Origin of the sequence: Bacillus sp. FSL L8-0358, assembly GCF_038593095.1 — a bacterium.
Classification (GTDB): domain Bacteria; phylum Bacillota; class Bacilli; order Bacillales; family Bacillaceae; genus Bacillus; species Bacillus subtilis.
In genome coordinates this window covers 3,228,148-3,251,162 of record NZ_CP151962.1, presented here as the reverse complement: position 1 = coordinate 3,251,162, position 23,015 = coordinate 3,228,148, and the positions used below count along the sequence as shown (strand labels likewise).

The window sequence follows — 23,015 nt, the reverse complement described above, 5'->3', positions numbered from 1 at the left end:
TATACGTAACATCAAAGCTGGATTACAATGGAATCAGAAATATACTTTAGTCAACAGCAAGGAGTGGCGGCAATGAATGTCTTGAACAAAATAGCTCTCGTAACGGGGGGCGGCACAGGAATCGGAAAAGCAGCCAGTATGGAATTGGCAAAGCGCGGGGCGATTGTGGCGGTGAATTATTCACGCTCGCAATCAGAAGCGGAGGAAACAGTGGAAAAGATTCGAAAAGCTGGCGGGCAAGCCTTCGCCATCCAAGCAGATGTATCCAAAAACAGCGACGTGCAGGATATGATTCAAGCAATCGTGAACACACACGGCACGGTTGATATTTTAGTCAACAATGCCAGCATTACATGGCATATTCCAATGGATGATCTTGAGGCTGCGACAGAAGACATATGGGATGAGCTGTATGCCGTCAATGTGAAAGGGATGTTTTTCTGCGCGCGGTCAGTGGTTCCGTTCATGAAGAAAAGCAAGGCCGGGGCGATTGTAAACGTCGGCAGCATCGCAGGGGTAACTGGTGCCGGCTCATCTATGCCTTACGCAGTATCAAAATCAGCGGTGCACGGTTTAACGAAATCATTGGCCCACGCCTTAGCGCCTGAAATCAGAGTAAGCGGTGTAGCACCAGGAGCTGTGGCAACGAGATGGTGGGCCGGCCGGGAAGAAAAAATGAAAAGCATGATTGGCTCTTTGCCGCTGCAGTGTATTGCTGAACCAGATGATGTTGCCAAATTGATTTGTTCACTAATTGAACAGGAATCACTCACAGGCCAAATTATCACAATTGACAGCGGACAGACGCTGTAAAGAAAGGGATGCAGGGAGATGCCATTTGTACAGATTCATTTACGGTCGGGAAGAAGCGAAGCGTGGCTTCAAAAACTGAGCAGGACTATCCACCAATCGATGATTGAAGAAATCAATGTGCCGGAAGATGACTATTTCCAAGTCATCAGACAATATGAAAAAAGCGAATTTTTTTATGATCCATTTTATCTCCAAGTCGAGCGTACTGATGAACTGATATACATTCATTTTACACTGAAACAGTCAAGAACAACTGAACAGAAAAAAGCACTTTACCGCTCAATCGCGAGTCGGATTCATTCCGAGCTTGGTGTCAGAAAAGAAGATGTGTTTATCATGCTGGCCGGAAATCAGGCTGAGGATTGGTCTTTCGGAAATGGAAGAGCCCAGATGATTGAATAAAAACCCCCGCGGATTGATACCCGCGGGGTGCTCTATTAATGGGAAGGTGATTCAACGGCTTTTGCCGCTTTCTCTTTTTCTTGTTGGTCTTCCGTTTTCTTATTTGATAGCTTGATAGGTTTTAAGAACAAGGTGAATACGGCTCCGACTGCGATAAAGATCAGGCCCGTATAAAACACGCTGTGGAGCGAATCCATCAACGATGTTTTTAAAATTGGCACAATATGGGATGAGAAAGCCGCAGGGATTTGTTTGGCTGCGTCCGGACTGAACAGTGATTGCAGCAGTCCTTGCGGATTTGTATCAATCATACCCTTTAGCTGGGCGGCAAACGAGCTTGCCTGTGCCGGAAGAGAGTCTAAATATGGCACCAATTTATCTGTTAATAGATTTCCTGATCTCGCATTCATTACGGCTCCCAGCATGGTAATGCCGAATGTTCCGCCGATAGAACGGAAGAATTGGCTGGATGAAGTGACAACTCCAAGCTCCTCCTTCGAAAAGCTTTCCTGTAAAGCCAATGTCAGAATCGGCATAACAAGACCCATTCCCAGACCAATAATCGCCATAAAAGATGTAGCGACAAGCTTGCTTGTATCGAGATCCAATGTCGTTAACAGCAGGAATCCGCCGGCCATAACCAGCATGCCTGTAATGATTTGCGGTTTAATCCCAATTTTATAAACAAGCTGTCCGCCGATGATACTTGTGATAATCATAGAAATCATCATCGGTGTCATAATTGTACCCGATTCAGACGCACTTACACCGACAATTCCCTGCATAAAGAAAGGAACAAACGTAATGGCGCCAAACATACCGATACTCATAAAGAAGCCGATCAAGTTTAGAAATGTAAATGTTCTGTTTTTAAATAAATACATTGGCAGGATTGGCTCTTTTGCTTTTGATTCTACGATGATAAAGCTGACAATGCCGATCAGTGCGAGAGCGAACAACCCAAGAATCTGCCATGAATCCCATGCATAATCTTTTCCGCCAAAGCTTAAGGCGAGCAGGAGGCTGACCACACCGACAATCATTGTGAAAATACCAGCGATGTCGAAGTTGATCGGACCAGTCTGCTGGCGTCCCTGTAATCCTCTGGCAATAAAAATAACCGCAATAATTCCGACTGGCAGGTTAATATAGAAAACCCATTTCCAGTTTAACGAGTCTACAATCCAGCCGCCGATTTGCGGCCCAATCACTGAAGCCAGCCCGTAAATTGCGCCAAAGACACCTTGGAATTTAGCACGCTGTTTTCCTGTGAACAAGTCACCGATGACAATCATCGCCATCGGCATCATGATGCCTCCGCCGATTCCCTGCAGTCCACGGAAGATAATCAATTCTGTCATGTTGTTGGCCATTCCGCACAAAGCAGAAGCGGCCATGAAAATAATTAAACCTGATACATAGACAATGCGGCGTCCCAATAAATCAGCCAGTTTACCGGCAATTGGAACAATGGTTGTTGATGTTAACAAATATGCAGTTGTCAGCCAGGTCATCATGCTTAAACCGCCCAGATCACCGACAATTTTCGGCATGGCCGTTCCGACAATGGTACCGTCAAGGGCTGAAAAAAACATGGCAATAATTAAGCCTGTTATTAATAACGTTCGTTTTGATTGTTTGCCTTCTTTACTCATTTTCATCCATTTCCTCTTTTCATGTTTTGCTTTTCATCCGTTTCTGCTGCTTGTGCGAGCTTTGCTGTAATATGCGCCGCCTGCAGCATCTCCTCCTCCGTCAAAAAGGAAAGATAGCGCGCCATAATGGCCTTTCTGCCTGCCAAAATCTCCTCGAACTTTCTGTCTCCTTCGTCAGTAAGACTGAGATCAATCACTCGCCTGTCTTTTGTGTTGTGTGTTCTGGCGATAAGATTTTTTTGTTCAAGGCGATCTGCCATCAGCGTCACCGCGCTTGGCTTCACCTCCATACGCTCGGCAATTTCAGAAATTTTGAGGCTGCCGTGTTTCTTTAGGCTGGCCAGCACAAACAGCTGCGCTGGGGTGACACCTTGTTTCTCCATGCTTTCCAGCATTTCAGGCTGTATCTTTTGAAAGAGCGCCTGAAGCGATAATTGGATATCGGACATTAACTGATCCGCACTCTTCATATTCAATTCCCCTCTGTTACATACACTGTATATATATTTTGATGACAAAATAGTTAATGCTTATTAAATATAAATAAGCGTAAATGAAAAGTCAACTGGTTTTACACAAAAAAAAAGGATAGATGCCCGAAAGAACATCGTATCCTTTTACTGATATTGTTATTGCTGATAAGGAGACTGCTGCTGAATGGTCTGCTGGAATTTTTGATAGGACTGCTGCAGCTTTTGTGCATCCTCCGCTTCAACAGAATACCATCCATATTGGAACATGAGGTCATACAGTTTTCTTTGCGCTTTTTGTGACTCATCAAAAATGGATTGAATATCCTGATAAAGAGACTCGTGGCTGAATTCGTGCAAGGCAGTGCAATAAGCTGTTGTCATGTATTTTTCGGTTGTCAGCAGTTCGTTGACGAAATCTCTGTCATTCATTTCCGATGTTGTCGGTACAGGTGTCTGCGGGTTGCTGATTTTTTGATTTTGCTGATTCATTCTGGCGCCTCCTTATTGGATGTAGCCGGACTGCTGCTGGCCTGGCTGCAGGTGCTTTAATATTCTTTGATAGTGATCATGATGCATGTGTCCGACGCGGTCGAGTTCTTGCTTTAACGTTTGATCCTGGCACTGCTGCGCCATGAAATGCGCTTTTTTCATCGCGAGCAAATTCCAGTTCAGCATGTCATTGAGATACAAATGATCCTTTGTCGAAATAACGGAAGGCGGCATTTGAGATTGCTGCTGATTATCCATTGTGATCCTCCTTTGGTTTCTGTTCATTTTATAGTTTCCTTCAGACTGGGAGTTATATACAGGTGTTTTGAAGATGACGGCGGGAGGGAGTCGGATGTTGAGACATGTGTTTTTATTCTTATCTCAAAATAAAACACTTACCAAGTTCGCAAAAGCATACGGAACGCGGCTTGGAGCACGAAGGTTTGTCGCAGGGGATACGATTGAATCGGCGGTTAAGACCGTCAAAAGGCTAAACAGATCCGGTTTGTGTGCAACAATTGATTATTTAGGCGAGTATGCAGCTTCGGAAAAAGAAGCGAACCAAGTCGCAGAGGAATGCAAGAAAGCCATTCAAGCCATTGCCGAACATCAATTGGATTCAGAGCTTTCACTTAAGCTGACCTCAATCGGGCTCGATCTTTCAGAAGAACTTGCTCTTACTCATTTGCGCGCCATTCTTTCCGTTGCGAAGCAATATGATGTTGCTGTGACCATTGATATGGAAGACTATTCGCATTATGAACAGACACTTTTTATTTACAGGCAATGCAAACAGGAATTTGAGAAGCTCGGCACGGTCATTCAGGCGTATCTGTACCGGGCGGCAGAAGATATCAGAAAGATGCGGGACTTAAAGCCGAATCTCAGACTTGTAAAAGGCGCTTATAAAGAATCTGCGGCTGTAGCGTTTCCTGACAAAAGAGGAACGGACCTTCATTTTCAGAGCTTAATAAAGCTGCAGTTGTTAAGCGGGAACTACACGGCAGTCGCCACACATGACGATGACATCATTGTATTTACGAAACAGCTCGTCGCCGAACATCAAATCCCCGCGTCGCAATTTGAGTTTCAAATGCTATACGGCATCAGGCCGGAGCGTCAGAAGGAACTCGCCAAGGAAGGCTACAGAATGCGTGTGTATGTCCCATATGGAACGGACTGGTTCAGCTACTTTATGAGAAGAATTGCCGAACGGCCTGCCAATGCAGCGTTTGTGTTAAAAGGAATTTTGAAAAAGTGAAAGCAGCCGCGGGAAGCAGCTGCATTATGATTGTTCCATGTTATGTTTTTTATACTGCTGATTTTGACTTGTCCGTTTTCCGCCGCCGTAATGCTGAGTCGGACCGGCATCTCCTTTTACGCTCGCCGCGCTGACTGCCGCTGAAGACGGATTTTTTTTCTCTCGTACCATTCCCTTCACCTCCGGGCTTAAGTTGCCCGACTTTTATAGGCTTCATACAAAAAAATAACAAATTAGCTATTGAAGTCGAACCGGAAATCTTTTAAGATGAAAGAAGAAACGGGTTTCATTTTTTTTAGCCAAAAAATGAATGACTATTCATTCAATGTTCAAGGGGGATATCTCATGCACAAACACATTCGGAAGGCAGCCGTTTTAGGATCGGGGGTAATGGGTTCCGGGATTGCGGCGCATTTGGCTAACATCGGAATTCCTGTCCTGCTGCTAGATATTGTGCCGAACGATTTGACAAAGGAAGAGGAAAAAAAGGGGCTGACGAAGGACAGTCCGGAGGTGCGCAGCAGGCTGAGCCGGCAGGCGGTGAAAAAACTGCTGAAACAAAAGCCCGCTCCCCTCACATCAGCGAAAAATACCTCCTATATTACACCGGGCAATCTGGAGGATGATGCAGAAAAACTGAAAGAAGCAGATTGGATTATTGAGGTCGTTGTCGAAAACCTTGAAGTCAAAAAGAAAATTTTCGCTCTTGTGGATGAACATCGAAAGACTGGAAGCATCGTCTCAAGCAACACATCCGGCATATCAGTGCAGGAAATGGCTGAAGGCCGGTCGGATGATTTTAAAGCCCATTTTCTCGGAACGCATTTTTTTAATCCCGCACGCTATTTAAAGCTGCTGGAGATCATCCCAATTAAGGAAACCGATCCTGATATTTTAAAGTTTATGACAGCTTTCGGAGAAAATGTCCTCGGGAAAGGCGTTGTTACAGCAAAGGACACACCGAACTTTATCGCAAACCGCATCGGGACGTACGGGCTTCTCGTGACAGTCCAAGAAATGCTGAAAGGCGGCTATCAGGTCGGGGAGGTTGATTCGATCACAGGACCGCTGATCGGCAGGCCGAAAAGCGCCACCTTTAGAACGCTTGATGTGGTCGGCCTCGATACATTCGCCCATGTGGCCCGAAATGTGTATGACAAAGCTGATGGCGATGAAAAAGAAGTGTTTCGCCTTCCAAGCTTCATGAACGATATGCTGGAAAAAGGGTGGATCGGAAGTAAGGCCGGCCAAGGCTTTTATAAAAAAGAAGGAAAAACGATTTATGAGCTTGACCCAGTGACGCTTACTTACGGCGAGCGGACAAAAATGAAATCACCGGCACTTGAAGCGGCAAAACAGGCAAAAGGGACAAAAGCCAAAATGAAAGCGCTTATTTATACAGATGACAGAGCGGGCAGATTGCTGTGGAATATCACTTCTCAAACCCTGCTTTACTCAGCCGAGCTGCTTGGCGAGATTGCCGATGATATTCATGCGATTGACCAAGCCATGAAGTGGGGATTCGGCTGGGAACTGGGACCTTTTGAAATGTGGGACGCCATCGGCCTCAAGCAGTCAGCGGAAAAGCTTGAGCAGCTTGGAGCAGATATGCCTGGCTGGATAAAAGAGATGCTGGATAAAGGAAATGAAACCTTCTACATCAAAGAGAACGGAACGGTATTTTATTATGACCGCGGCGAATACAGAGCCGTGAAAGAAAACAAAAAACGAATTCATTTACAAGCACTTAAAGAAACAAAAGGCGTGATTGCGAAAAACAGCGGAGCAAGCTTAATTGACCTTGGAGATGATGTGGCCCTTCTTGAATTTCATTCGAAAAGCAATGCGATCGGCCTCGATATCATTCAAATGATCCACAAAGGATTAGAGGAAACAGAGCGGAATTATAAGGGGCTTGTCATCGGCAATCAAGGGAAAAATTTCTGCGTCGGCGCGAATCTTGCCATGATCTTAATGGAAGTCCAAGACGACAACTTTTTGGAAGTTGATTTCGTGATACGCCGTTTTCAGGAGACGATGATGAAGATCAAATACAGTGCGAAACCGGTCGTCGCCGCGCCATTTGGCATGACGCTCGGCGGAGGAACGGAAGTATGCCTGCCGGCGGCGCGCATTCAAGCGGCAAGCGAAGCCTATATGGGACTTGTGGAATCCGGTGTCGGCCTCATCCCTGGCGGAGGGGGAAACAAAGAGCTGTACATCAATCATCTTCGCTGCGGCCTTGATCCGATGAATGCGGCAATGAAAACATTTGAAACGATTGCGATGGCGAAAGTGTCCGCTTCCGCTCAAGAGGCTCGTGAGATGAACATCTTAAAAGAAACGGATCAGATCAGCGTGAATCAAGACCACCTGTTATACGATGCGAAGCAGCTGGCCGCATCTTTATACGATACCGGCTGGCGGCCGCCTGTAAAAGAAAAGGTCAAGGTGCCGGGAGAAACCGGTTATGCGGCACTCTTGCTTGGCGCTGAGCAGATGAAGCTGTCCGGCTATATATCTGAGCATGATTTCAAGATCGCGAAAAAACTCGCTTATGTCATTGCGGGCGGAAAAGTGCCGTTCGGTACAGAGGTTGATGAAGAGTATTTATTGGAGATCGAAAGAGAAGCGTTTTTGAGTTTGGCAGGAGAGGCAAAATCTCAAGCGAGAATGCAGCATATGCTTGTGAAAGGTAAACCTTTACGGAATTAGGAGGGAGCTTATGAAAGAGGCAGTCATTGTGTCAGGTGCAAGAACACCGGTTGGAAAAGCAAAAAAAGGATCGTTGGCCACCGTTCGCCCGGATGATTTGGGAGCGATTTGTGTAAAAGAGACACTGAAACGGGCAGGCGGCTACGAAGGCAATATTGACGATTTGATTATTGGCTGTGCAACGCCTGAAGCGGAGCAGGGGCTTAATATGGCGAGAAATATTGGTGCGCTCGCGGGCCTGCCGTACACAGTTCCGGCGATTACAGTTAACCGTTATTGCTCTTCAGGCCTTCAGTCTATTGCATATGCAGCAGAAAAAATTATGCTGGGCGCCTACGATACAGCGATCGCCGGCGGAGCAGAATCCATGTCGCAAGTTCCGATGATGGGGCATGTTACCCGTCCGAACCTTGCTTTGGCAGAAAAGGCACCGGAATATTATATGAGCATGGGGCACACAGCTGAGCAAGTCGCGAAAAAATACGGCGTCTCCCGTGAGGATCAAGACGCGTTTGCCGTTCGCAGCCACCAAAACGCTGCTAAAGCCCTTGCAGAAGGAAAATTTAAAGATGAAATTGTACCCGTAGAAGTGACGGTGACAGAAATTGGAGAAAACCATAAGCCTATGGAAAAACAGTTTGTGTTTTCTCAGGATGAAGGTGTTCGCCCGCAAACGACTGCAGACATCTTATCGACATTGCGCCCGGCCTTTTCCGTTGACGGGACGGTGACTGCGGGCAATTCCTCGCAGACGAGTGACGGAGCGGCGGCTGTCATGCTGATGGACCGGGAAAAAGCCGATGCTCTTGGCCTGGAGCCGCTTGTGAAATTCCGCTCCTTTGCGGTAGGCGGCGTGCCGCCGGAAGTGATGGGAATCGGACCGGTGGAAGCGATTCCGCGCGCTTTGAAGCTTGCCGGACTTCAGCTGCAGGACATCGGTTTGTTTGAATTGAATGAAGCTTTTGCCTCACAGGCCATTCAAGTAATCAGAGAATTGGGAATTGATGAAGAAAAGGTGAATGTCAACGGGGGCGCAATCGCGCTTGGACACCCGCTTGGCTGTACGGGCACAAAGCTTACACTCTCACTCATCCATGAAATGAAACGGAGAAACGAGCAATTTGGAGTCGTAACCATGTGTATCGGCGGCGGGATGGGAGCGGCCGGTGTATTTGAATTATGCTAAAGGGGGAAAAACAAATGGCAAAAAAAGCGGCTGAAGTACAAAAAGGCGGCGGATTTTTAATCGAGGATGTCACATACGATCAAATGTATACACCGGAGGATTTCACTGACGAGCATAAAATGATTGCGAAAACAACAGAGGATTACATCGAGCAAGATGTTCTTCCTCATATAGATGATATCGAAAACCATCAATTCGAGCATTCTGTCAGACTGTTGAAGAAAGCGGGCGAACTAGGGCTGCTTGGCGCCGATGTGCCGGAAGAATACGGAGGGCTCGGCCTTGATAAAATCAGCTCGGCACTCATCACTGAGAAATTTTCGCGTGCGGGAAGCTTTTCTCTTTCTTATGGCGCGCATGTCGGTATCGGTTCCTTGCCGATCGTCTTTTTCGGGTCAGAAGAACAAAAGAAAAAATATTTGCCTGGACTCGCTTCAGGCGAAAAGATCGCCGCTTATGCTCTGACTGAGCCTGGCTCTGGGTCTGATGCACTTGGAGCAAAAACAACAGCTGTGCTGAATGAAGCAGGAACCCATTATGTATTAACAGGGGAAAAACAGTGGATTACCAACTCTGCTTTTGCCGATGTATTTGTGGTTTACGCCAAGGTAGACGGCGACAAGTTTTCAGCCTTTATTGTAGAAAAAGAGTTCCCGGGTGTCTCCACGGGACCGGAAGAAAAGAAAATGGGAATCAAGGGATCATCGACAAGAACCCTCATTCTGGATCAAGCTGAAGTGCCAAAGGAAAACCTGCTCGGAGAAATCGGCAAAGGGCATGTCATCGCCTTTAATATTTTAAACATCGGCCGTTACAAACTGGCGGTTGGCACAATCGGCGCATCTAAACGCGTCATCGAGCTGTCTGCGGCATACGCAAATCAGCGCCGCCAATTTAAAACGCCGATTGCTGGTTTTTCATTGACACAGGAAAAAATCGGGACAATGGCCTCAAGGCTGTATGCGATGGAAAGCTCTGTATACAGAACCGTCGGGCTGTTTGAAGATAATATGAGCCAGTTCACGGCTGAAGATCTCAAGGACGGCCGGCAAATTGCCAAATCGATTGCGGAATACGCCATCGAATGCTCTCTGAATAAGGTATTCGGCTCTGAAACGCTTGATTATATCGTTGATGAAGGCGTGCAGATTCATGGAGGCTACGGCTTTATGCAGGAATACGAAGTAGAAAGGGCCTATAGGGATTCAAGGATCAATCGGATTTTTGAAGGCACAAACGAAATCAACCGGTTAATCGTGCCAAGCACCTTCCTGAAAAAAGCGCTTAAAGGCGAGCTGCCTTTATTCGAAAAAGCGCAGTCGCTGCAGGAAGAACTCATGATGCTTATGCCTGAAGAGCCTGGAAGCGGCGTCTTAGAGCAGGAGAAATATATCGTCAAGCAAGCCAAAAAAATTGCGTTGTTTGCTGCCGGCCTAGCCGCGCAAAAATACGGAAAAGCGATCGATCGTGAGCAAGAAATTCTCGTGAACGTAGCGGATATCGTCAGCAATGTATACGCAATGGAATCAGCCGTGCTCAGAACGGAAAAGGCCATTGCCGCACAAGGCGCTGAAAAAGCAGCGCAAAAGGTGCTGTACACAGAAATTTTCGTTCAAGAGGCCTTTAACGAAATTGAAGCGCATGCGAAGGAATCCCTTATCGCAATGGAAGAAGGAGATTCACTCCGCATGATGCTTTCCGCTCTGCGCAAGCTGACACGCGTAACGCCTAAAAACGTGATTCAGAAAAAACGCGAGGCGGCGGCAGGCATTTTTGAGGCTGAGAAATATATTGTCTGATTGGCCATGAGCTCCGCATGCGCGGAGCTCTTTTTTAAGAAGCACTGTTTTAGGTTTTTAAAACAAACTGTGTTAAAATAACCTCGATTATTTTATTGAGGGGGAAGAAGATGTCGTTAACTTTTTACTGGTACCCTAAATGCGGAACGTGCCGCAAAGCAAAGAAGTGGCTTGAAGAGCATGGGAAAGAAATAAACGAAATACATATTGCTGAGCAGCCGCCAAGCAAAGAAGAATTAAAAGCGCTTTATGAAAAAAGCGGGCTGGATCTCAAGAAATTTTTCAACACGAGCGGCATGAAATACCGCGAGCTCAATCTCAAGGAAAAGCTGTATCACATGTCAGAGGACGAACAGCTCGAGCTGCTGGCTTCAGATGGTATGCTGATCAAACGCCCGCTTACAACAGACGGCGAAAAAGTGACTGTCGGATTTAAAGAAGACCAATTTGAAGAAAACTGGGCTTAATGTAAATTTTTTTTGAAAAGTGTGGTATCTTCTTATTGTAGTGCTGTAAAAAATGGAGGGATTCAATTGAGCATACCAAAAGATTTGCGTTACTCAGGAGAACACGAGTGGGTAAAAGTTGAAGGAGAAAAAGCCAGAATCGGAATTACGCATTTTGCCCAGTCCGAATTAGGCGACATCGTGTTTGTCGAACTTCCTGAAGTGGGCGCTGAAATCAAAGCGGACGAGCCATTCGGCAGTGTTGAATCCGTTAAAACGGTATCTGAGCTTTATGCACCGATTAACGGAACGGTTGTGGAAGTAAACGAAGATCTTGATGACAGTCCGGAATTCGTCAACGAATCTCCGTACGAAAAAGCATGGATGATCGTCGTTGAGCCATCTGACGCTTCTGAAATTGAAAAACTGATGACAGCAGAGCAATACGAAGAGATGACACAAGAAGACTAAAACAGGATAGCCGTAAAAGCAATTGGACACGCTAACGTTATGGGAGGTGTCCAATATGGCTTTCGACAAACAAAAGCTCGATGTCACCAATGACGTGACGGGCCGCTTTCAAAATGGCCGGCTCTCGTTATATCATGATAATGAGATGATCGGCCAAATGACAAGCATGAATGAATATGAGCTTAAGTCCGGTTATTCCTTTGAAAATGAGAAATTTTATAAGACAGCCGATGTGGTCTCTGGAGACGACGCAAAATATGTAGATTGTGACTACGAAAACGGCTGGTGTTAATGTTGGCGGTGAATTTCACTGCCTTCTTTTACAATCTGAACGTTTCAAATTTGACGCGGCAGGTGAACAAGATGAAGATGGATGAGCTGGAAAAGGTTATGATTGTCGAGGGGAAATCAGATAAAGAGAAAATCGAAAGCGTCCTGAATGAGCCGGTGCGCATTATCTGCACAAACGGAACAATCAGCCAGCTGAGGCTTGAGGAATTGGCTGACGAGCTTTATGATAAAGACGTCTATATATTAGTTGATGCTGATGAATCAGGTGAGAAATTGAGAAAACAGCTGAAGCGTGAATTTAATGAAGCCTGCCATCTCCATATCGACAGAGCCTATAAGGAAGTAGCGGCTGCGCCCAGGCACCATGTCGCCTCTGTATTGCTGCGTGCGAATCTGAATGTCCATACTATTTTTCTTGAAAGAAAGTCCCGAGGTGTATAGCATGAAAGAACTCCAAGAACACGAACTTGACCACATTGAAGATGATGTGTACCTTCTATATTTATATACTCCGTTTTGCGGCACCTGCCAGCTTGCAAGCAAAATGCTGACAGTGGTGAAAGAAATGCTGCCTGATGTCGCCTTCTATCAAAACAATGTCAATTACTCTCCGACATTCGCAAAAGCGTATCAAATTGAAAGCGTCCCTTGTTTTCTGCTGTTTAAAGGCGGAAAGATGGTCGAAAGAGGATATGCATTTCATTCCGTTTCTTATTTATATGAGCTGATCAAACAAAAATCATCTTCCGCATCCCATTTATGACATATTTCTCAGCATATCCAATGAAATTGTCGTTCGTTTTATAAAGGGGTTCTTGCGACAAAGAGAGAAATGTGTATGTATGACCAACAAATAGGAGGTTGTACATATGGAGAAAGCGGAAGTTTTAGAAGATGAGTATCAGCATCTGTTTTTAAAACCCCTTTTGAATGCCTCAACATTGCTCATTACCTTCCAAGGAGAAGCAGAAGCCTTAACCGTCTCAATAAACGAACAGGGAGAAATGAAAAAAGTTTCCCCGCCCCAAACGTCCAACCTGACCTTTTACGGAAACCAAACGGAAATTATTGATTTATTGCACGGAGACATTTCCCTTCAGCACCTGATTCAGAGCGGAAGCCTCAAAGTAAAGGGATCATTCAGGGCCCTGTTAAAACTGGAAGCCATTCTCTGGCTGACAAATGGATTTTTTCAGAGGATTTTAAAAAATTAAAAAATAATAAATTATTATAATAGTAAAAGTTGACATCATTTATTTTATTGACATTTAATCATTCGCCGTGCTATTCTACATTAAGAATTTCCGGACGAAAAAGACTATATATTTCTCTTATCAAGAGAGGTGGAGGGAAGTGCCCTATGAAGCCCGGCAACCATCAACGCTGTTGAAATGGTGCCAATTCACACGAAGCGTTCAGCGCTTTGAAAGATGAGAGAAAGGCATTTTATATAAGCCTTTCTGCTCAAGTGTGCAGAAAGGCTTTTCTTTTGCAGAAAAAACCGGAAGATTTCTTAGAATAGTGTTAAGGCAGGTGATTGCTTTGATCAATCTTCAGGATGTTTCAAAAGTTTACAAGTCGAAACATGGAGATGTCAATGCTGTCCAAAATGTCTCGCTTTCAATTAAAAAAGGTGAGATTTTTGGAATTATAGGATATAGCGGAGCTGGTAAGAGTTCCTTAATCCGTCTGCTGAACGGCCTTGAGAAACCAACCTCAGGAACCGTGGAAGTGGCGGGAACCAAGATTAATGAAGTAAATGGACGTGGTTTAAGAAAAGCACGCCATGAGATCAGTATGATTTTCCAGCATTTCAATTTGCTTTGGTCGCGGACTGTCAGAGATAATATCATGTTTCCTTTGGAAATTGCCGGAGTGAAAAAGAGCGAGCGGATCAAGCGCGCCAATGAACTGATTAAACTGGTAGGTTTAGAAGGAAAAGAAAAATCTTATCCGTCTCAGCTGAGCGGCGGTCAGAAGCAGCGTGTCGGAATTGCCAGAGCGCTTGCAAACAATCCGAAGGTTCTCCTTTGTGACGAAGCGACATCAGCATTAGATCCGCAAACGACAGATTCAATTCTGGATCTATTGTCCGATATTAATGAAAGACTCGGTTTGACGATTGTGCTGATTACGCACGAAATGCATGTCATCCGCAAAATCTGCAACAGAGTCGCCGTCATGGAAAACGGCAAGGTGGTCGAAGAAGGCGAGGTTCTCGATGTCTTCAAAAATCCAAAGGAACAAATGACAAAACGATTTGTTCAGCAGGTGACAGAGCCGGAAGAAACGAAAGAGACGCTTCAGCACCTTCTTGATGATACAGCATCAGGAAAAATGGTTCAGCTCACATTTGTCGGTGAGTCAGCTGAACAGCCTCTGATTACAGAGATGATCAGAAACTTCAATGTCAGCGTCAATATTCTGCAAGGGAAAATTTCGCAGACGAAGGATGGGGCTTACGGTTCACTGTTCATCCACATTGACGGAGACGAGGAAGAAGTGCAAAACGTGATCCGATTCATTAATGACAAACAGGTGAAAGCAGAGGTGATCACGAATGTTTGAAAAATACTTCCCGAACGTTGATTTAACTGAATTATGGAACGCGACATATGAAACACTTTATATGACGCTGATTTCTTTACTGTTTGCTTTTGTCATCGGGGTCATCCTCGGCTTGCTGCTCTTTCTGACGAGCAAAGGAAGCCTCTGGCAGAATAAAGCGGTCAACTCTGTGATTTCGGCCGTTGTTAACATATTCAGATCGATTCCGTTCCTTATTTTAATTATTTTACTATTAGGTTTTACGAAATTTTTAGTCGGCACGATCTTAGGGCCAAACGCCGCATTGCCGGCGCTGGTAATCGGCTCGGCACCATTTTACGCGCGCCTTGTTGAAATCGCGCTGCGTGAGGTGGATAAAGGTGTGATTGAAGCCGCTAAATCAATGGGCGCGAAAACGTCTACGATTATTTTCAAAGTGCTGATTCCGGAATCAATGCCTGCTCTTATTTCTGGCATTACGGTTACTGCCATCGCTTTGATCGGCTCAACGGCAATTGCCGGAGCCATTGGTTCAGGAGGCCTTGGAAACCTTGCGTACGTAGAAGGATATCAGTCTAATAACGCTGATGTTACCTTCGTTGCTACTGTGTTTATTTTAATCATCGTGTTTATTATTCAAATCATCGGTGATCTAATAACAAATATTATAGACAAACGATAAGGGAGGATTTACATTGAAAAAGCTATTTTTGGGTGCATTACTGCTTGTATTTGCAGGAGTTATGGCTGCCTGCGGTTCGAATAACGGCGCTGAATCCGGCAAGAAAGAAATTGTCGTTGCGGCAACGAAAACACCGCATGCGGAAATTTTAAAAGAAGCTGAACCATTGCTGAAAGAAAAAGGCTATACGCTGAAAGTGAAAGTGCTTAGTGATTACAAAATGTACAATAAAGCTTTAGCTGATAAAGAAGTGGACGCGAACTACTTCCAGCACATTCCTTACCTTGAGCAAGAAATGAAAGAAAACACAGATTACAAACTTGTGAATGCCGGTGCTGTTCACTTAGAGCCATTCGGTATTTACTCTAAAACATACAAATCGCTGAAAGACCTTCCAGACGGTGCGACAATCATTCTGACAAACAACGTTGCTGAACAAGGCCGTATGCTTGCAATGCTTGAAAACGCTGGATTAATCACTCTTGATTCTAAGGTGGAAACAGTTGACGCAACATTGAAAGACATTAAGAAAAACCCGAAAAACCTTGAATTCAAAAAAGTAGCGCCTGAATTAACGGCAAAAGCATATGAAAACAAAGAAGGAGACGCGGCCTTCATCAATGTAAACTATGCGATCCAAAATAAATTAAATCCTAAAAAAGATGCAATTGAAGTAGAATCAACGAAAAACAACCCATACGCTAACATCATCGCAGTAAGAAAAGGCGAAGAAGATTCTGCAAAAATCAAAGCGCTGATGGAAGTTCTTCACTCTAAAAAGATCAAAGACTTCATCGAGAAAAAATACGACGGAGCTGTGCTTCCTGTATCTGAATAAGACAGAAACCCCGGATGAGAAATCCGGGGTTCAATTATTGACAAAGCCCTAAAACGATATTCGTTTTAGGGCTTTGTCATCTTTTCAGCGTGATTGAAAACCCTTGAAGTCTAGGAAGGCCGAGCATTGGAGCAGAGCGAATGTTGTAATTCGTGAGCACCAACGCGCAGGTCTGACAACGAATGCGAGGGTTTGCTGACACGGTGAAACCCCGGATGAGAATTCCGGGGTTTTTTTCGCGTATTTTCCTAAAAGCTGTTCATAATAAAAAGGAATGTTAAACAGATGGAGGGATTTTCTTTGAATCAAGACAGAGGAAGCATGCAGGACGCGCTAAAACAATATAAACATGGTTTAGGCACATTTGAACAAAAGATGCCCCTGATGGGAAGAAAATTTAACGAATTTACTGAACAGTGCTTTGCCGGGAATTCTCTGACTGAAAGAGAAAAACAGCTGATCGCCCTCGGAATTGCCATCAATGCTCAGGACGAATATTGCATGATCTATCATACAAAAGGCTGTCTTGATCAGGGAGCGACAGAAGAAAACATTCTCGAAGCTGTCAGTGTGGCAGCGGCATTTGGAGGCGGCGCTGCTTTCAGCCAAGGCGTGACAGTCGTTCAACAGTGCATTGAGGAATTCGGAAACACCACGCATTAAGAGAAGGAATATTCCGAAAAACCATTCTCATTTGATCTGAAAGGATGCTTTCGTCTCATCTGCCGCTATTTCACGCCATATCGTTTTTGCGGCATCCAACGCAGCACTGGTACAATAAAAAGCAAATATATGAAGGGATTGATTCATTATTTGCAGCAGCCAGGACAGACTGAACCTCGATTATACGTCAGAAATGGAAAAAGCGATGCAGCTGTCACACGGAATTGGATACGAGGAATATGGACGCCGGCTGGAAACAAGAATGAAAGTAGAGCGGCAGAGAGAGCTTGATTATGAAAAAAGCAAGCGGATTTCTGCGGGAGCTTATTGAGAAAATCAATCTTTTAAAAAAGGGTGGGAATCCACTCTTTTTCTTTTTCAATCGCTTTAATAAAGTGCTGATCTTTGTTAAACTTGAGGAATGTGCAAGGCACGATAAAAAGTTGTATTTACTTTTCATTTGTTATAAAATTAGAATGAGAATAAAATGAGAATAATGATTATATATTTTTGGAGGTATAGATATGGCTGCTTCAACATTAACGATCAAAGATCTTCACGTTGAAATCGAAGGGAAAGAGATCTTAAAGGGTGTAAACCTTGAAATAAAAGGTGGAGAATTCCACGCAGTAATGGGCCCGAACGGAACTGGTAAATCCACTTTATCAGCTGCTATTATGGGGCATCCTAAATATGAAGTAACAAAAGGCAGCATCACGCTTGACGGCAAAGATGTACTGGAGATGGAAGTGGACGAGCGTGCGCAGGCAGGCTTATTCCTTGCGATGCAGTACCCAAGTGAAATCAGCGGTGTGACAAATGCCGACTTCCTTCGCTCAGCAATCAACGCGCGCAGAGAAGAAGGCGATGAAATTTCTCTTATGAAATTCATCCGCAAAATGGACGAAAACATGGAGTTCCTTGAAATGGACCCTGAAATGGCTCAGCGCTATCTTAACGAAGGTTTCTCAGGCGGGGAGAAAAAACGCAACGAAATCCTTCAATTAATGATGATTGAACCGAAAATCGCCATCCTTGATGAAATCGACTCAGGTCTTGATATTGACGCTTTGAAAGTTGTATCTAAAGGAATCAACAAAATGCGCAGCGAAAACTTCGGCTGCCTGATGATCACTCACTATCAGCGCCTGTTAAACTACATCACTCCGGATGTTGTTCACGTTATGATGCAAGGCCGCGTTGTAAAATCCGGCGGTGCAGAGCTTGCACAGCGTCTTGAAGCAGAAGGTTATGACTGGATCAAACAAGAACTTGGCATTGAAGACGAAACTGTTGGCCAAGAAGCGTAAGCGTTAGGGGGATTAATATGACACTAGGTACAAAACTATCCGTAGATCAGGAGTATCTCAAAAGCTTTTCCGAAAAGCACCAAGAACCTGCCTGGCTGAAGAACCTGCGCTTACAGGCTCTTGAACAAGCTGAGGATCTGCCGATGCCGAAACCTGACAAAACAAAAATCACAAACTGGAACTTCACGAATTTCGCGAAGCATACAGTTGATAACGAACCGCTTTCTTCATTAGAAGATTTGACTGATGAAGTGAAAGCGCTGATCGACGTTGAAAACGAAGATAAAACATTATACGTACAGCGTGACCAGACGCCGGCACATCTTTCTCTTTCTCAAGAATTGAAAGACAAAGGCGTCATCTTCACTGATATTCTGACTGCTGCACGTGAGCACAGCGACTTGGTGGAGAAATACTTTATGAAGGATGGCGTGAAGGTTGACGAACATAAGTTAACTGCACTTCACGCGGCTCTTGTTAACGGAGGAGCATTCCTTTATGTTCCGAAAAATGTTCAGGTGGAGACGCCGGTTCAGGCTGTTTATGTCCACGAAAGCAATGATACAGCTCTATTCAACCACGTGCTGATTGTGGCTGAAGACCACAGCTCTGTAACATATGTAGAAAACTACATCAGCACTGTAAACCCGAAAGACGCTGTCTTCAATATTATCAGTGAGGTCATCACAGGTGATAATGCCAGCGTGACATACGGTGCGGTGGATAATCTGTCAAGCGGTGTGACAACTTATGTGAACCGCCGCGGTGCTGCGCGCGGACGCGACAGCAAAATCGAGTGGGCTCTCGGCCTGATGAACGACGGCGACACGATTTCCGAAAACACCACAAACCTTTACGGTGACGGCACATACGGCGATACGAAAACGGTTGTTGTCGGAAGAGGAGAGCAAACAGAAAACTTCACAACACAAATCATTCATTTCGGTAAAGCTTCTGAAGGCTATATCTTGAAGCACGGTGTGATGAAGGATTCCGCTTCTTCTATCTTTAACGGAATCGGCAAAATCGAACATGGCGCTTCTAAAGCGAATGCGGAGCAAGAATCACGCGTGCTGATGCTCAGCGAAAAAGCACGCGGAGACGCAAACCCTATTCTTTTAATTGACGAAGACGATGTAACTGCAGGACATGCGGCATCTGTCGGCCGTGTGGACCCTATTCAGCTTTACTACCTGATGAGCCGCGGAATTCCGAAAGAAGAAGCAGAACGCTTAGTCATTTACGGATTCCTTGCACCGGTAGTAAATGAACTTCCGATTGAAGGCGTTAAGAAACAATTAGTTTCTGTTATCGAAAGGAAAGTGAAGTAATGAATATCACAGATATTCGTGAACAGTTCCCGATCCTTCATCAGCAAGTGAACGGACATGATCTCGTTTATCTCGACAGCGCGGCGACTTCCCAGAAGCCGCGTGCTGTCATTGAAACACTGGATAAGTATTATAACCAATACAATTCCAATGTTCACCGGGGCGTCCATACACTTGGAACCAGAGCGACAGATGGTTATGAAGGAGCGCGTGAAAAAGTCCGCAAGTTTATTAACGCGAAGTCAATGGCTGAGATTATTTTCACAAAAGGCACGACCACATCACTGAATATGGTGGCGTTAAGCTATGCGCGCGCCAACCTGAAACCTGGTGATGAAGTGGTCATCACCTACATGGAGCATCATGCGAATATCATTCCGTGGCAGCAGGCTGTAAAAGCAACTGGCGCCACATTAAAATACATTCCGCTGCAGGAAGACGGAACGATTTCTTTAGAAGACGTCAGAGAAACGGTCACAAGCAACACAAAAATTGTTGCGGTGTCTCATGTATCTAATGTTCTCGGCACGGTCAACCCGATTAAAGAAATGGCGAAAATCGCTCATGACAATGGGGCTGTCATTGTGGTGGACGGTGCACAAAGCACGCCTCACATGAAAATTGACGTGCAGGATCTCGATTGCGACTTCTTTGCGCTTTCTTCCCATAAAATGTGCGGACCTACTGGTGTTGGTGTGCTGTACGGAAAGAAAGCCCTGCTGGAAAACATGGAGCCTGCCGAATTCGGCGGTGAAATGATCGACTTTGTCGGGCTTTATGAATCAACTTGGAAAGAGCTTCCGTGGAAATTCGAAGCGGGTACGCCGATTATTGCAGGAGCAATCGGCCTCGGTGCCGCCATTGATTTTCTCGAAGAAATCGGTCTTGATGAGATTTCCCGCCATGAGCACAAGCTTGCAGCTTATGCGCTTGAACGCTTCCGCCAGCTTGACGGCGTAACGGTTTACGGGCCGGAAGAGCGTGCCGGGCTTGTCACATTTAACCTTGATGATGTTCATCCGCACGATGTGGCGACTGTGCTTGATGCGGAGGGAATCGCAGTCAGAGCCGGCCACCATTGTGCGCAGCCGCTGATGAAATGGCTGGATGTAACTGCTACTGCAAGAGCAAGCTTTTATCTGTATAATACAGAGGAAGAGATTGATAAGCTTGTGGAAGCTCTTCAAAAGACAAAGGAGTATTTTACAAATGTCTTTTAATGCAAACTTAGATACATTGTACAGACAGGTGATTATGGATCATTACAAAAACCCGCGAAATAAAGGGGTTTTGAATGACAGCATTGTCGTGGATATGAACAATCCGACATGCGGCGACCGCATCAGACTGACAATGAAGCTTGACGGAGACATCGTGGAAGATGCGAAATTTGAAGGGGAAGGCTGTTCCATTTCAATGGCATCCGCTTCGATGATGACTCAGGCGATTAAAGGGAAAGATATTGAAACTGCCCTTTCCATGTCTAAGATTTTCTCGGATATGATGCAAGGGAAAGAGTATGATGATTCTATAGATCTCGGGGATATTGAAGCCCTTCAAGGCGTTTCAAAATTCCCGGCCCGTATCAAATGTGCAACCCTGTCATGGAAAGCACTTGAAAAAGGAGTCGCGAAAGAAGAAGGCGGCAATTAAAAGGATTGGAGTGAAAATGGATGGCTAAAAAAATGCCTGATATTGGTGAATACAAGTATGGTTTTCACGACAAGGACGTTTCCATTTTCCGTTCAGAGCGCGGATTGACAAAAGAAATCGTAGAAGAAATTTCTCGCATGAAAGAAGAGCCTCAATGGATGCTTGACTTCCGCTTGAAATCACTTGAGCATTTCTACAATATGCCGATGCCTCAATGGGGCGGAGATTTAAACTCACTGAACTTTGACGAAATTACGTACTACGTAAAACCGTCTGAGCGTTCAGAGCGTTCTTGGGATGAAGTTCCTGAAGAAATTAAGCAAACATTCGACAAGCTCGGTATTCCTGAAGCTGAACAAAAATACCTTGCGGGTGTTTCTGCTCAGTACGAATCTGAGGTTGTATACCACAACATGAAAGAAGATCTTGAAGCGCAAGGTATCGTCTTTAAAGACACTGACAGCGCGCTGAAAGAGAATGAAGATATTTTCCGTGAGCACTGGGCAAAAGTAATCCCGCCGACTGATAACAAGTTTGCGGCGCTTAACTCAGCTGTTTGGTCCGGCGGATCTTTCATCTACGTGCCTAAAGGCGTGAAGGTTGAAACACCGCTTCAAGCTTACTTCCGTATCAACTCTGAGAACATGGGTCAGTTCGAACGTACACTGATCATTGTTGACGAAGAAGCAAGTGTTCATTATGTTGAAGGCTGTACTGCGCCTGTTTACACAACAAACTCACTTCACAGTGCGGTCGTTGAGATCATCGTGAAAAAAGGCGGCTACTGCCGTTATACAACGATCCAAAACTGGGCGAACAACGTTTACAACCTTGTAACAAAGCGTACAGTCTGTGAAGAAAACGCAACAATGGAATGGATCGACGGCAACATCGGTTCTAAGCTGACAATGAAATATCCGGCTTGTATCCTAAAAGGCGAAGGCGCGCGCGGTATGACGCTTTCTATCGCTCTTGCGGGTAAAGGCCAGCATCAGGATGCAGGTGCGAAAATGATTCACCTTGCACCAAACACATCATCTACAATCGTATCAAAATCGATTTCAAAACAGGGCGGAAAAGTAACGTACCGCGGAATCGTCCACTTCGGACGCAAAGCGGAAGGCGCCCGCTCTAACATCGAGTGCGATACGCTCATTATGGATAACAAATCAACTTCAGACACAATTCCTTACAATGAAATCTTAAATGATAACATTTCATTGGAGCACGAAGCGAAAGTGTCTAAAGTATCTGAAGAGCAGCTCTTCTACTTGATGAGCCGCGGTATTTCTGAAGAAGAAGCAACTGAAATGATCGTAATGGGCTTTATCGAGCCATTCACAAAAGAGCTTCCAATGGAATACGCAGTTGAAATGAACCGTTTGATTAAGTTCGAAATGGAAGGTTCTATTGGTTAATGATGAAAACTCCTTTGTTTATCAAGGGGTTTAGAGATAGTTTTTAAAATGGCCGGCGTGCCGAATTTGATTGTAGAAGACGAACTTTTGAAGTTCGTCTTCTTTTATTTTTCAGAGACATATCCACTGTTATTTTAATGGTTTTAATTCCTTATCGATTAGAATATTTCAGACCTGCGCCGGATAGGTTCAGTTTCTATATCACGCAATCATACAGTTGCTTATACTTGACATGCAACCAATGAGTTGCTTATACTCAATATATGAATTGGAACAAAGACGCTATATTCAAAGCACTCGGCGATTCGACTCGGCGGCTTATATTAGACGAATTATCTGAACGCAACGAGCTGACGTTGTATGAACTTACGATACGTCTTATTACAAAGTACGACCTTTCTATTACGCGACAGGCGATAGCTAAACACCTTTCTGTACTGGAGGATGCAGGACTCGTAACATCAAAACGAAAGGGAAAATATCGAGTACTTATATTCAACAACGAACCGCTTAAAAATTTGCTGAAAGGATGGATAGAGTAATTTTATAAAACCAGTACTGAGTTTCTTACA

At 44.8% G+C, this 23,015-nt stretch carries 28 protein-coding genes and 1 riboswitch; of the genes, 23 read left to right on the top strand and 5 right to left on the bottom strand.

The features are described from left to right. Positions 1-72 precede the first annotated feature (72 nt). Together NYE49_RS16805 and NYE49_RS16800 are read left to right on the top strand one after the other, a co-directional pair. Positions 73-813 carry an SDR family NAD(P)-dependent oxidoreductase gene (locus NYE49_RS16805; RefSeq protein ID WP_047183151.1) on the top strand — a complete coding sequence of 247 codons (741 nt, stop codon included), beginning with the start codon at positions 73-75 and terminating at the stop codon, positions 811-813. Between the two features lie 18 nt (positions 814-831). Continuing rightward, positions 832-1,215, top strand: coding sequence for a tautomerase family protein (locus NYE49_RS16800; RefSeq protein ID WP_015483672.1), 384 nt, complete (start codon positions 832-834; stop codon positions 1,213-1,215). Positions 1,216-1,250: 35 nt separating this feature from the next. Here the strand turns inward: NYE49_RS16800 and mdtP are convergent, their stop codons facing one another. From mdtP to NYE49_RS16780, 4 genes are all read right to left on the bottom strand, one after another. Further along, complete coding sequence (mdtP, locus tag NYE49_RS16795; protein ID WP_080344226.1) at positions 1,251-2,876, bottom strand: multidrug efflux MFS transporter MdtP; 1,626 nt, start codon at positions 2,874-2,876, stop codon at positions 1,251-1,253. Continuing rightward, positions 2,873-3,340 (bottom strand): MarR family transcriptional regulator MdtR, encoded by a 468-nt coding sequence (gene mdtR, locus NYE49_RS16790; RefSeq protein ID WP_042974696.1) that lies wholly within the window; start codon positions 3,338-3,340, stop codon positions 2,873-2,875. Before mdtR ends, mdtP begins: the two co-directional genes overlap by 4 nt. 159 nt (positions 3,341-3,499) lie before the next feature. Further along, entirely contained in the window at positions 3,500-3,832 is a 333-nt protein-coding gene (locus NYE49_RS16785; RefSeq protein WP_003222766.1) for a spore coat protein, read from the bottom strand. Between the two features lie 12 nt (positions 3,833-3,844). Next, positions 3,845-4,090: a hypothetical protein gene (locus NYE49_RS16780; protein WP_003228567.1), complete on the bottom strand. Its 246-nt coding sequence runs from the start codon at positions 4,088-4,090 to the stop codon at positions 3,845-3,847. 94 nt (positions 4,091-4,184) lie between these two features. On the opposite strand from NYE49_RS16780, the gene NYE49_RS16775 reads away from it, so the two are divergent. Beyond that, complete coding sequence (locus tag NYE49_RS16775) at positions 4,185-5,093, top strand: proline dehydrogenase (RefSeq protein ID WP_047183150.1); 909 nt, start codon at positions 4,185-4,187, stop codon at positions 5,091-5,093. Between the two features lie 24 nt (positions 5,094-5,117). Here NYE49_RS16775 and NYE49_RS16770 read toward each other — a convergent pair whose 3' ends face one another. Continuing rightward, positions 5,118-5,264: a YuzL family protein gene (locus tag NYE49_RS16770; protein WP_003240817.1), complete on the bottom strand. Its 147-nt coding sequence runs from the start codon at positions 5,262-5,264 to the stop codon at positions 5,118-5,120. Between the two features lie 174 nt (positions 5,265-5,438). On the opposite strand from NYE49_RS16770, the gene NYE49_RS16765 reads away from it, so the two are divergent. From NYE49_RS16765 to NYE49_RS16670, 20 genes are all read left to right on the top strand, one after another. Beyond that, positions 5,439-7,808, top strand: coding sequence for a 3-hydroxyacyl-CoA dehydrogenase/enoyl-CoA hydratase family protein (locus tag NYE49_RS16765; RefSeq protein ID WP_047183580.1), 2,370 nt, complete (start codon positions 5,439-5,441; stop codon positions 7,806-7,808). Positions 7,809-7,818: 10 nt separating this feature from the next. Then, positions 7,819-8,994: an acetyl-CoA C-acetyltransferase gene (locus NYE49_RS16760; protein ID WP_174616597.1), complete on the top strand. Its 1,176-nt coding sequence runs from the start codon at positions 7,819-7,821 to the stop codon at positions 8,992-8,994. A 14-nt stretch (positions 8,995-9,008) separates the two neighbouring features. After that, positions 9,009-10,793: an acyl-CoA dehydrogenase FadE gene (gene fadE, locus NYE49_RS16755; RefSeq protein ID WP_038429587.1), complete on the top strand. Its 1,785-nt coding sequence runs from the start codon at positions 9,009-9,011 to the stop codon at positions 10,791-10,793. A 110-nt stretch (positions 10,794-10,903) separates the two neighbouring features. Then, positions 10,904-11,260, top strand: a complete 357-nt coding sequence (locus NYE49_RS16750; RefSeq protein WP_003222779.1) for an arsenate reductase family protein — start codon at positions 10,904-10,906, stop codon at positions 11,258-11,260. Positions 11,261-11,326: 66 nt separating this feature from the next. Beyond that, on the top strand, positions 11,327-11,710 hold the full coding sequence (gcvH, locus tag NYE49_RS16745; RefSeq protein ID WP_003222781.1) for a glycine cleavage system protein GcvH: 384 nt from the start codon (positions 11,327-11,329) through the stop codon (positions 11,708-11,710). A gap of 55 nt (positions 11,711-11,765) precedes the next feature. Beyond that, on the top strand, positions 11,766-12,002 hold the full coding sequence (locus tag NYE49_RS16740; RefSeq protein WP_003228581.1) for a YusG family protein: 237 nt from the start codon (positions 11,766-11,768) through the stop codon (positions 12,000-12,002). Positions 12,003-12,079: 77 nt separating this feature from the next. After that, positions 12,080-12,442, top strand: a complete 363-nt coding sequence (locus NYE49_RS16735; RefSeq protein WP_015483668.1) for a toprim domain-containing protein — start codon at positions 12,080-12,082, stop codon at positions 12,440-12,442. Position 12,443: 1 nt separating this feature from the next. Continuing rightward, entirely contained in the window at positions 12,444-12,764 is a 321-nt protein-coding gene (locus NYE49_RS16730; RefSeq protein ID WP_003228585.1) for a thioredoxin family protein, read from the top strand. A gap of 106 nt (positions 12,765-12,870) precedes the next feature. Beyond that, the gene (locus NYE49_RS16725) at positions 12,871-13,215 is read left to right on the top strand and encodes an SCP2 sterol-binding domain-containing protein (protein WP_003228587.1); all 345 of its coding nucleotides are present in this window, start codon (positions 12,871-12,873) and stop codon (positions 13,213-13,215) included. Between the two features lie 114 nt (positions 13,216-13,329). Beyond that, positions 13,330-13,438, top strand: a riboswitch (SAM riboswitch). A 105-nt stretch (positions 13,439-13,543) separates the two neighbouring features. Further along, positions 13,544-14,569, top strand: a complete 1,026-nt coding sequence (gene metN, locus NYE49_RS16720; protein ID WP_003242531.1) for a methionine ABC transporter ATP-binding protein MetN — start codon at positions 13,544-13,546, stop codon at positions 14,567-14,569. Next, positions 14,562-15,230 (top strand): methionine ABC transporter permease MetP, encoded by a 669-nt coding sequence (gene metP, locus NYE49_RS16715; RefSeq protein WP_047183148.1) that lies wholly within the window; start codon positions 14,562-14,564, stop codon positions 15,228-15,230. Before metN ends, metP begins: the two co-directional genes overlap by 8 nt. Before the next feature lie 13 nt (positions 15,231-15,243). Beyond that, the gene (gene metQ, locus NYE49_RS16710; protein ID WP_032722486.1) at positions 15,244-16,068 is read left to right on the top strand and encodes a methionine ABC transporter substrate-binding lipoprotein MetQ; all 825 of its coding nucleotides are present in this window, start codon (positions 15,244-15,246) and stop codon (positions 16,066-16,068) included. A 285-nt stretch (positions 16,069-16,353) separates the two neighbouring features. Beyond that, entirely contained in the window at positions 16,354-16,731 is a 378-nt protein-coding gene (locus NYE49_RS16705) for a carboxymuconolactone decarboxylase family protein (RefSeq protein ID WP_014477920.1), read from the top strand. Positions 16,732-16,924: 193 nt separating this feature from the next. Beyond that, positions 16,925-17,062, top strand: a complete 138-nt coding sequence (locus NYE49_RS16700; protein WP_003228600.1) for a hypothetical protein — start codon at positions 16,925-16,927, stop codon at positions 17,060-17,062. 193 nt (positions 17,063-17,255) lie between these two features. Further along, positions 17,256-18,041 carry a Fe-S cluster assembly ATPase SufC gene (sufC, locus tag NYE49_RS16695; protein WP_003151872.1) on the top strand — a complete coding sequence of 262 codons (786 nt, stop codon included), beginning with the start codon at positions 17,256-17,258 and terminating at the stop codon, positions 18,039-18,041. Between the two features lie 17 nt (positions 18,042-18,058). Continuing rightward, positions 18,059-19,372, top strand: coding sequence for a Fe-S cluster assembly protein SufD (sufD, locus tag NYE49_RS16690; protein WP_014477917.1), 1,314 nt, complete (start codon positions 18,059-18,061; stop codon positions 19,370-19,372). After that, complete coding sequence (gene sufS / locus NYE49_RS16685) at positions 19,372-20,592, top strand: cysteine desulfurase SufS (protein ID WP_003228604.1); 1,221 nt, start codon at positions 19,372-19,374, stop codon at positions 20,590-20,592. The genes sufD and sufS overlap by 1 nt, the downstream gene beginning before the upstream one ends. Next, positions 20,582-21,025 (top strand): Fe-S cluster assembly sulfur transfer protein SufU, encoded by a 444-nt coding sequence (sufU, locus tag NYE49_RS16680; protein ID WP_003222809.1) that lies wholly within the window; start codon positions 20,582-20,584, stop codon positions 21,023-21,025. Before sufS ends, sufU begins: the two co-directional genes overlap by 11 nt. A gap of 20 nt (positions 21,026-21,045) precedes the next feature. Continuing rightward, positions 21,046-22,443: a Fe-S cluster assembly protein SufB gene (sufB, locus tag NYE49_RS16675; protein WP_003228608.1), complete on the top strand. Its 1,398-nt coding sequence runs from the start codon at positions 21,046-21,048 to the stop codon at positions 22,441-22,443. Between the two features lie 263 nt (positions 22,444-22,706). Beyond that, the gene (locus tag NYE49_RS16670) at positions 22,707-22,985 is read left to right on the top strand and encodes a metalloregulator ArsR/SmtB family transcription factor (RefSeq protein WP_015251274.1); all 279 of its coding nucleotides are present in this window, start codon (positions 22,707-22,709) and stop codon (positions 22,983-22,985) included. Positions 22,986-23,015 lie beyond the last annotated feature (30 nt).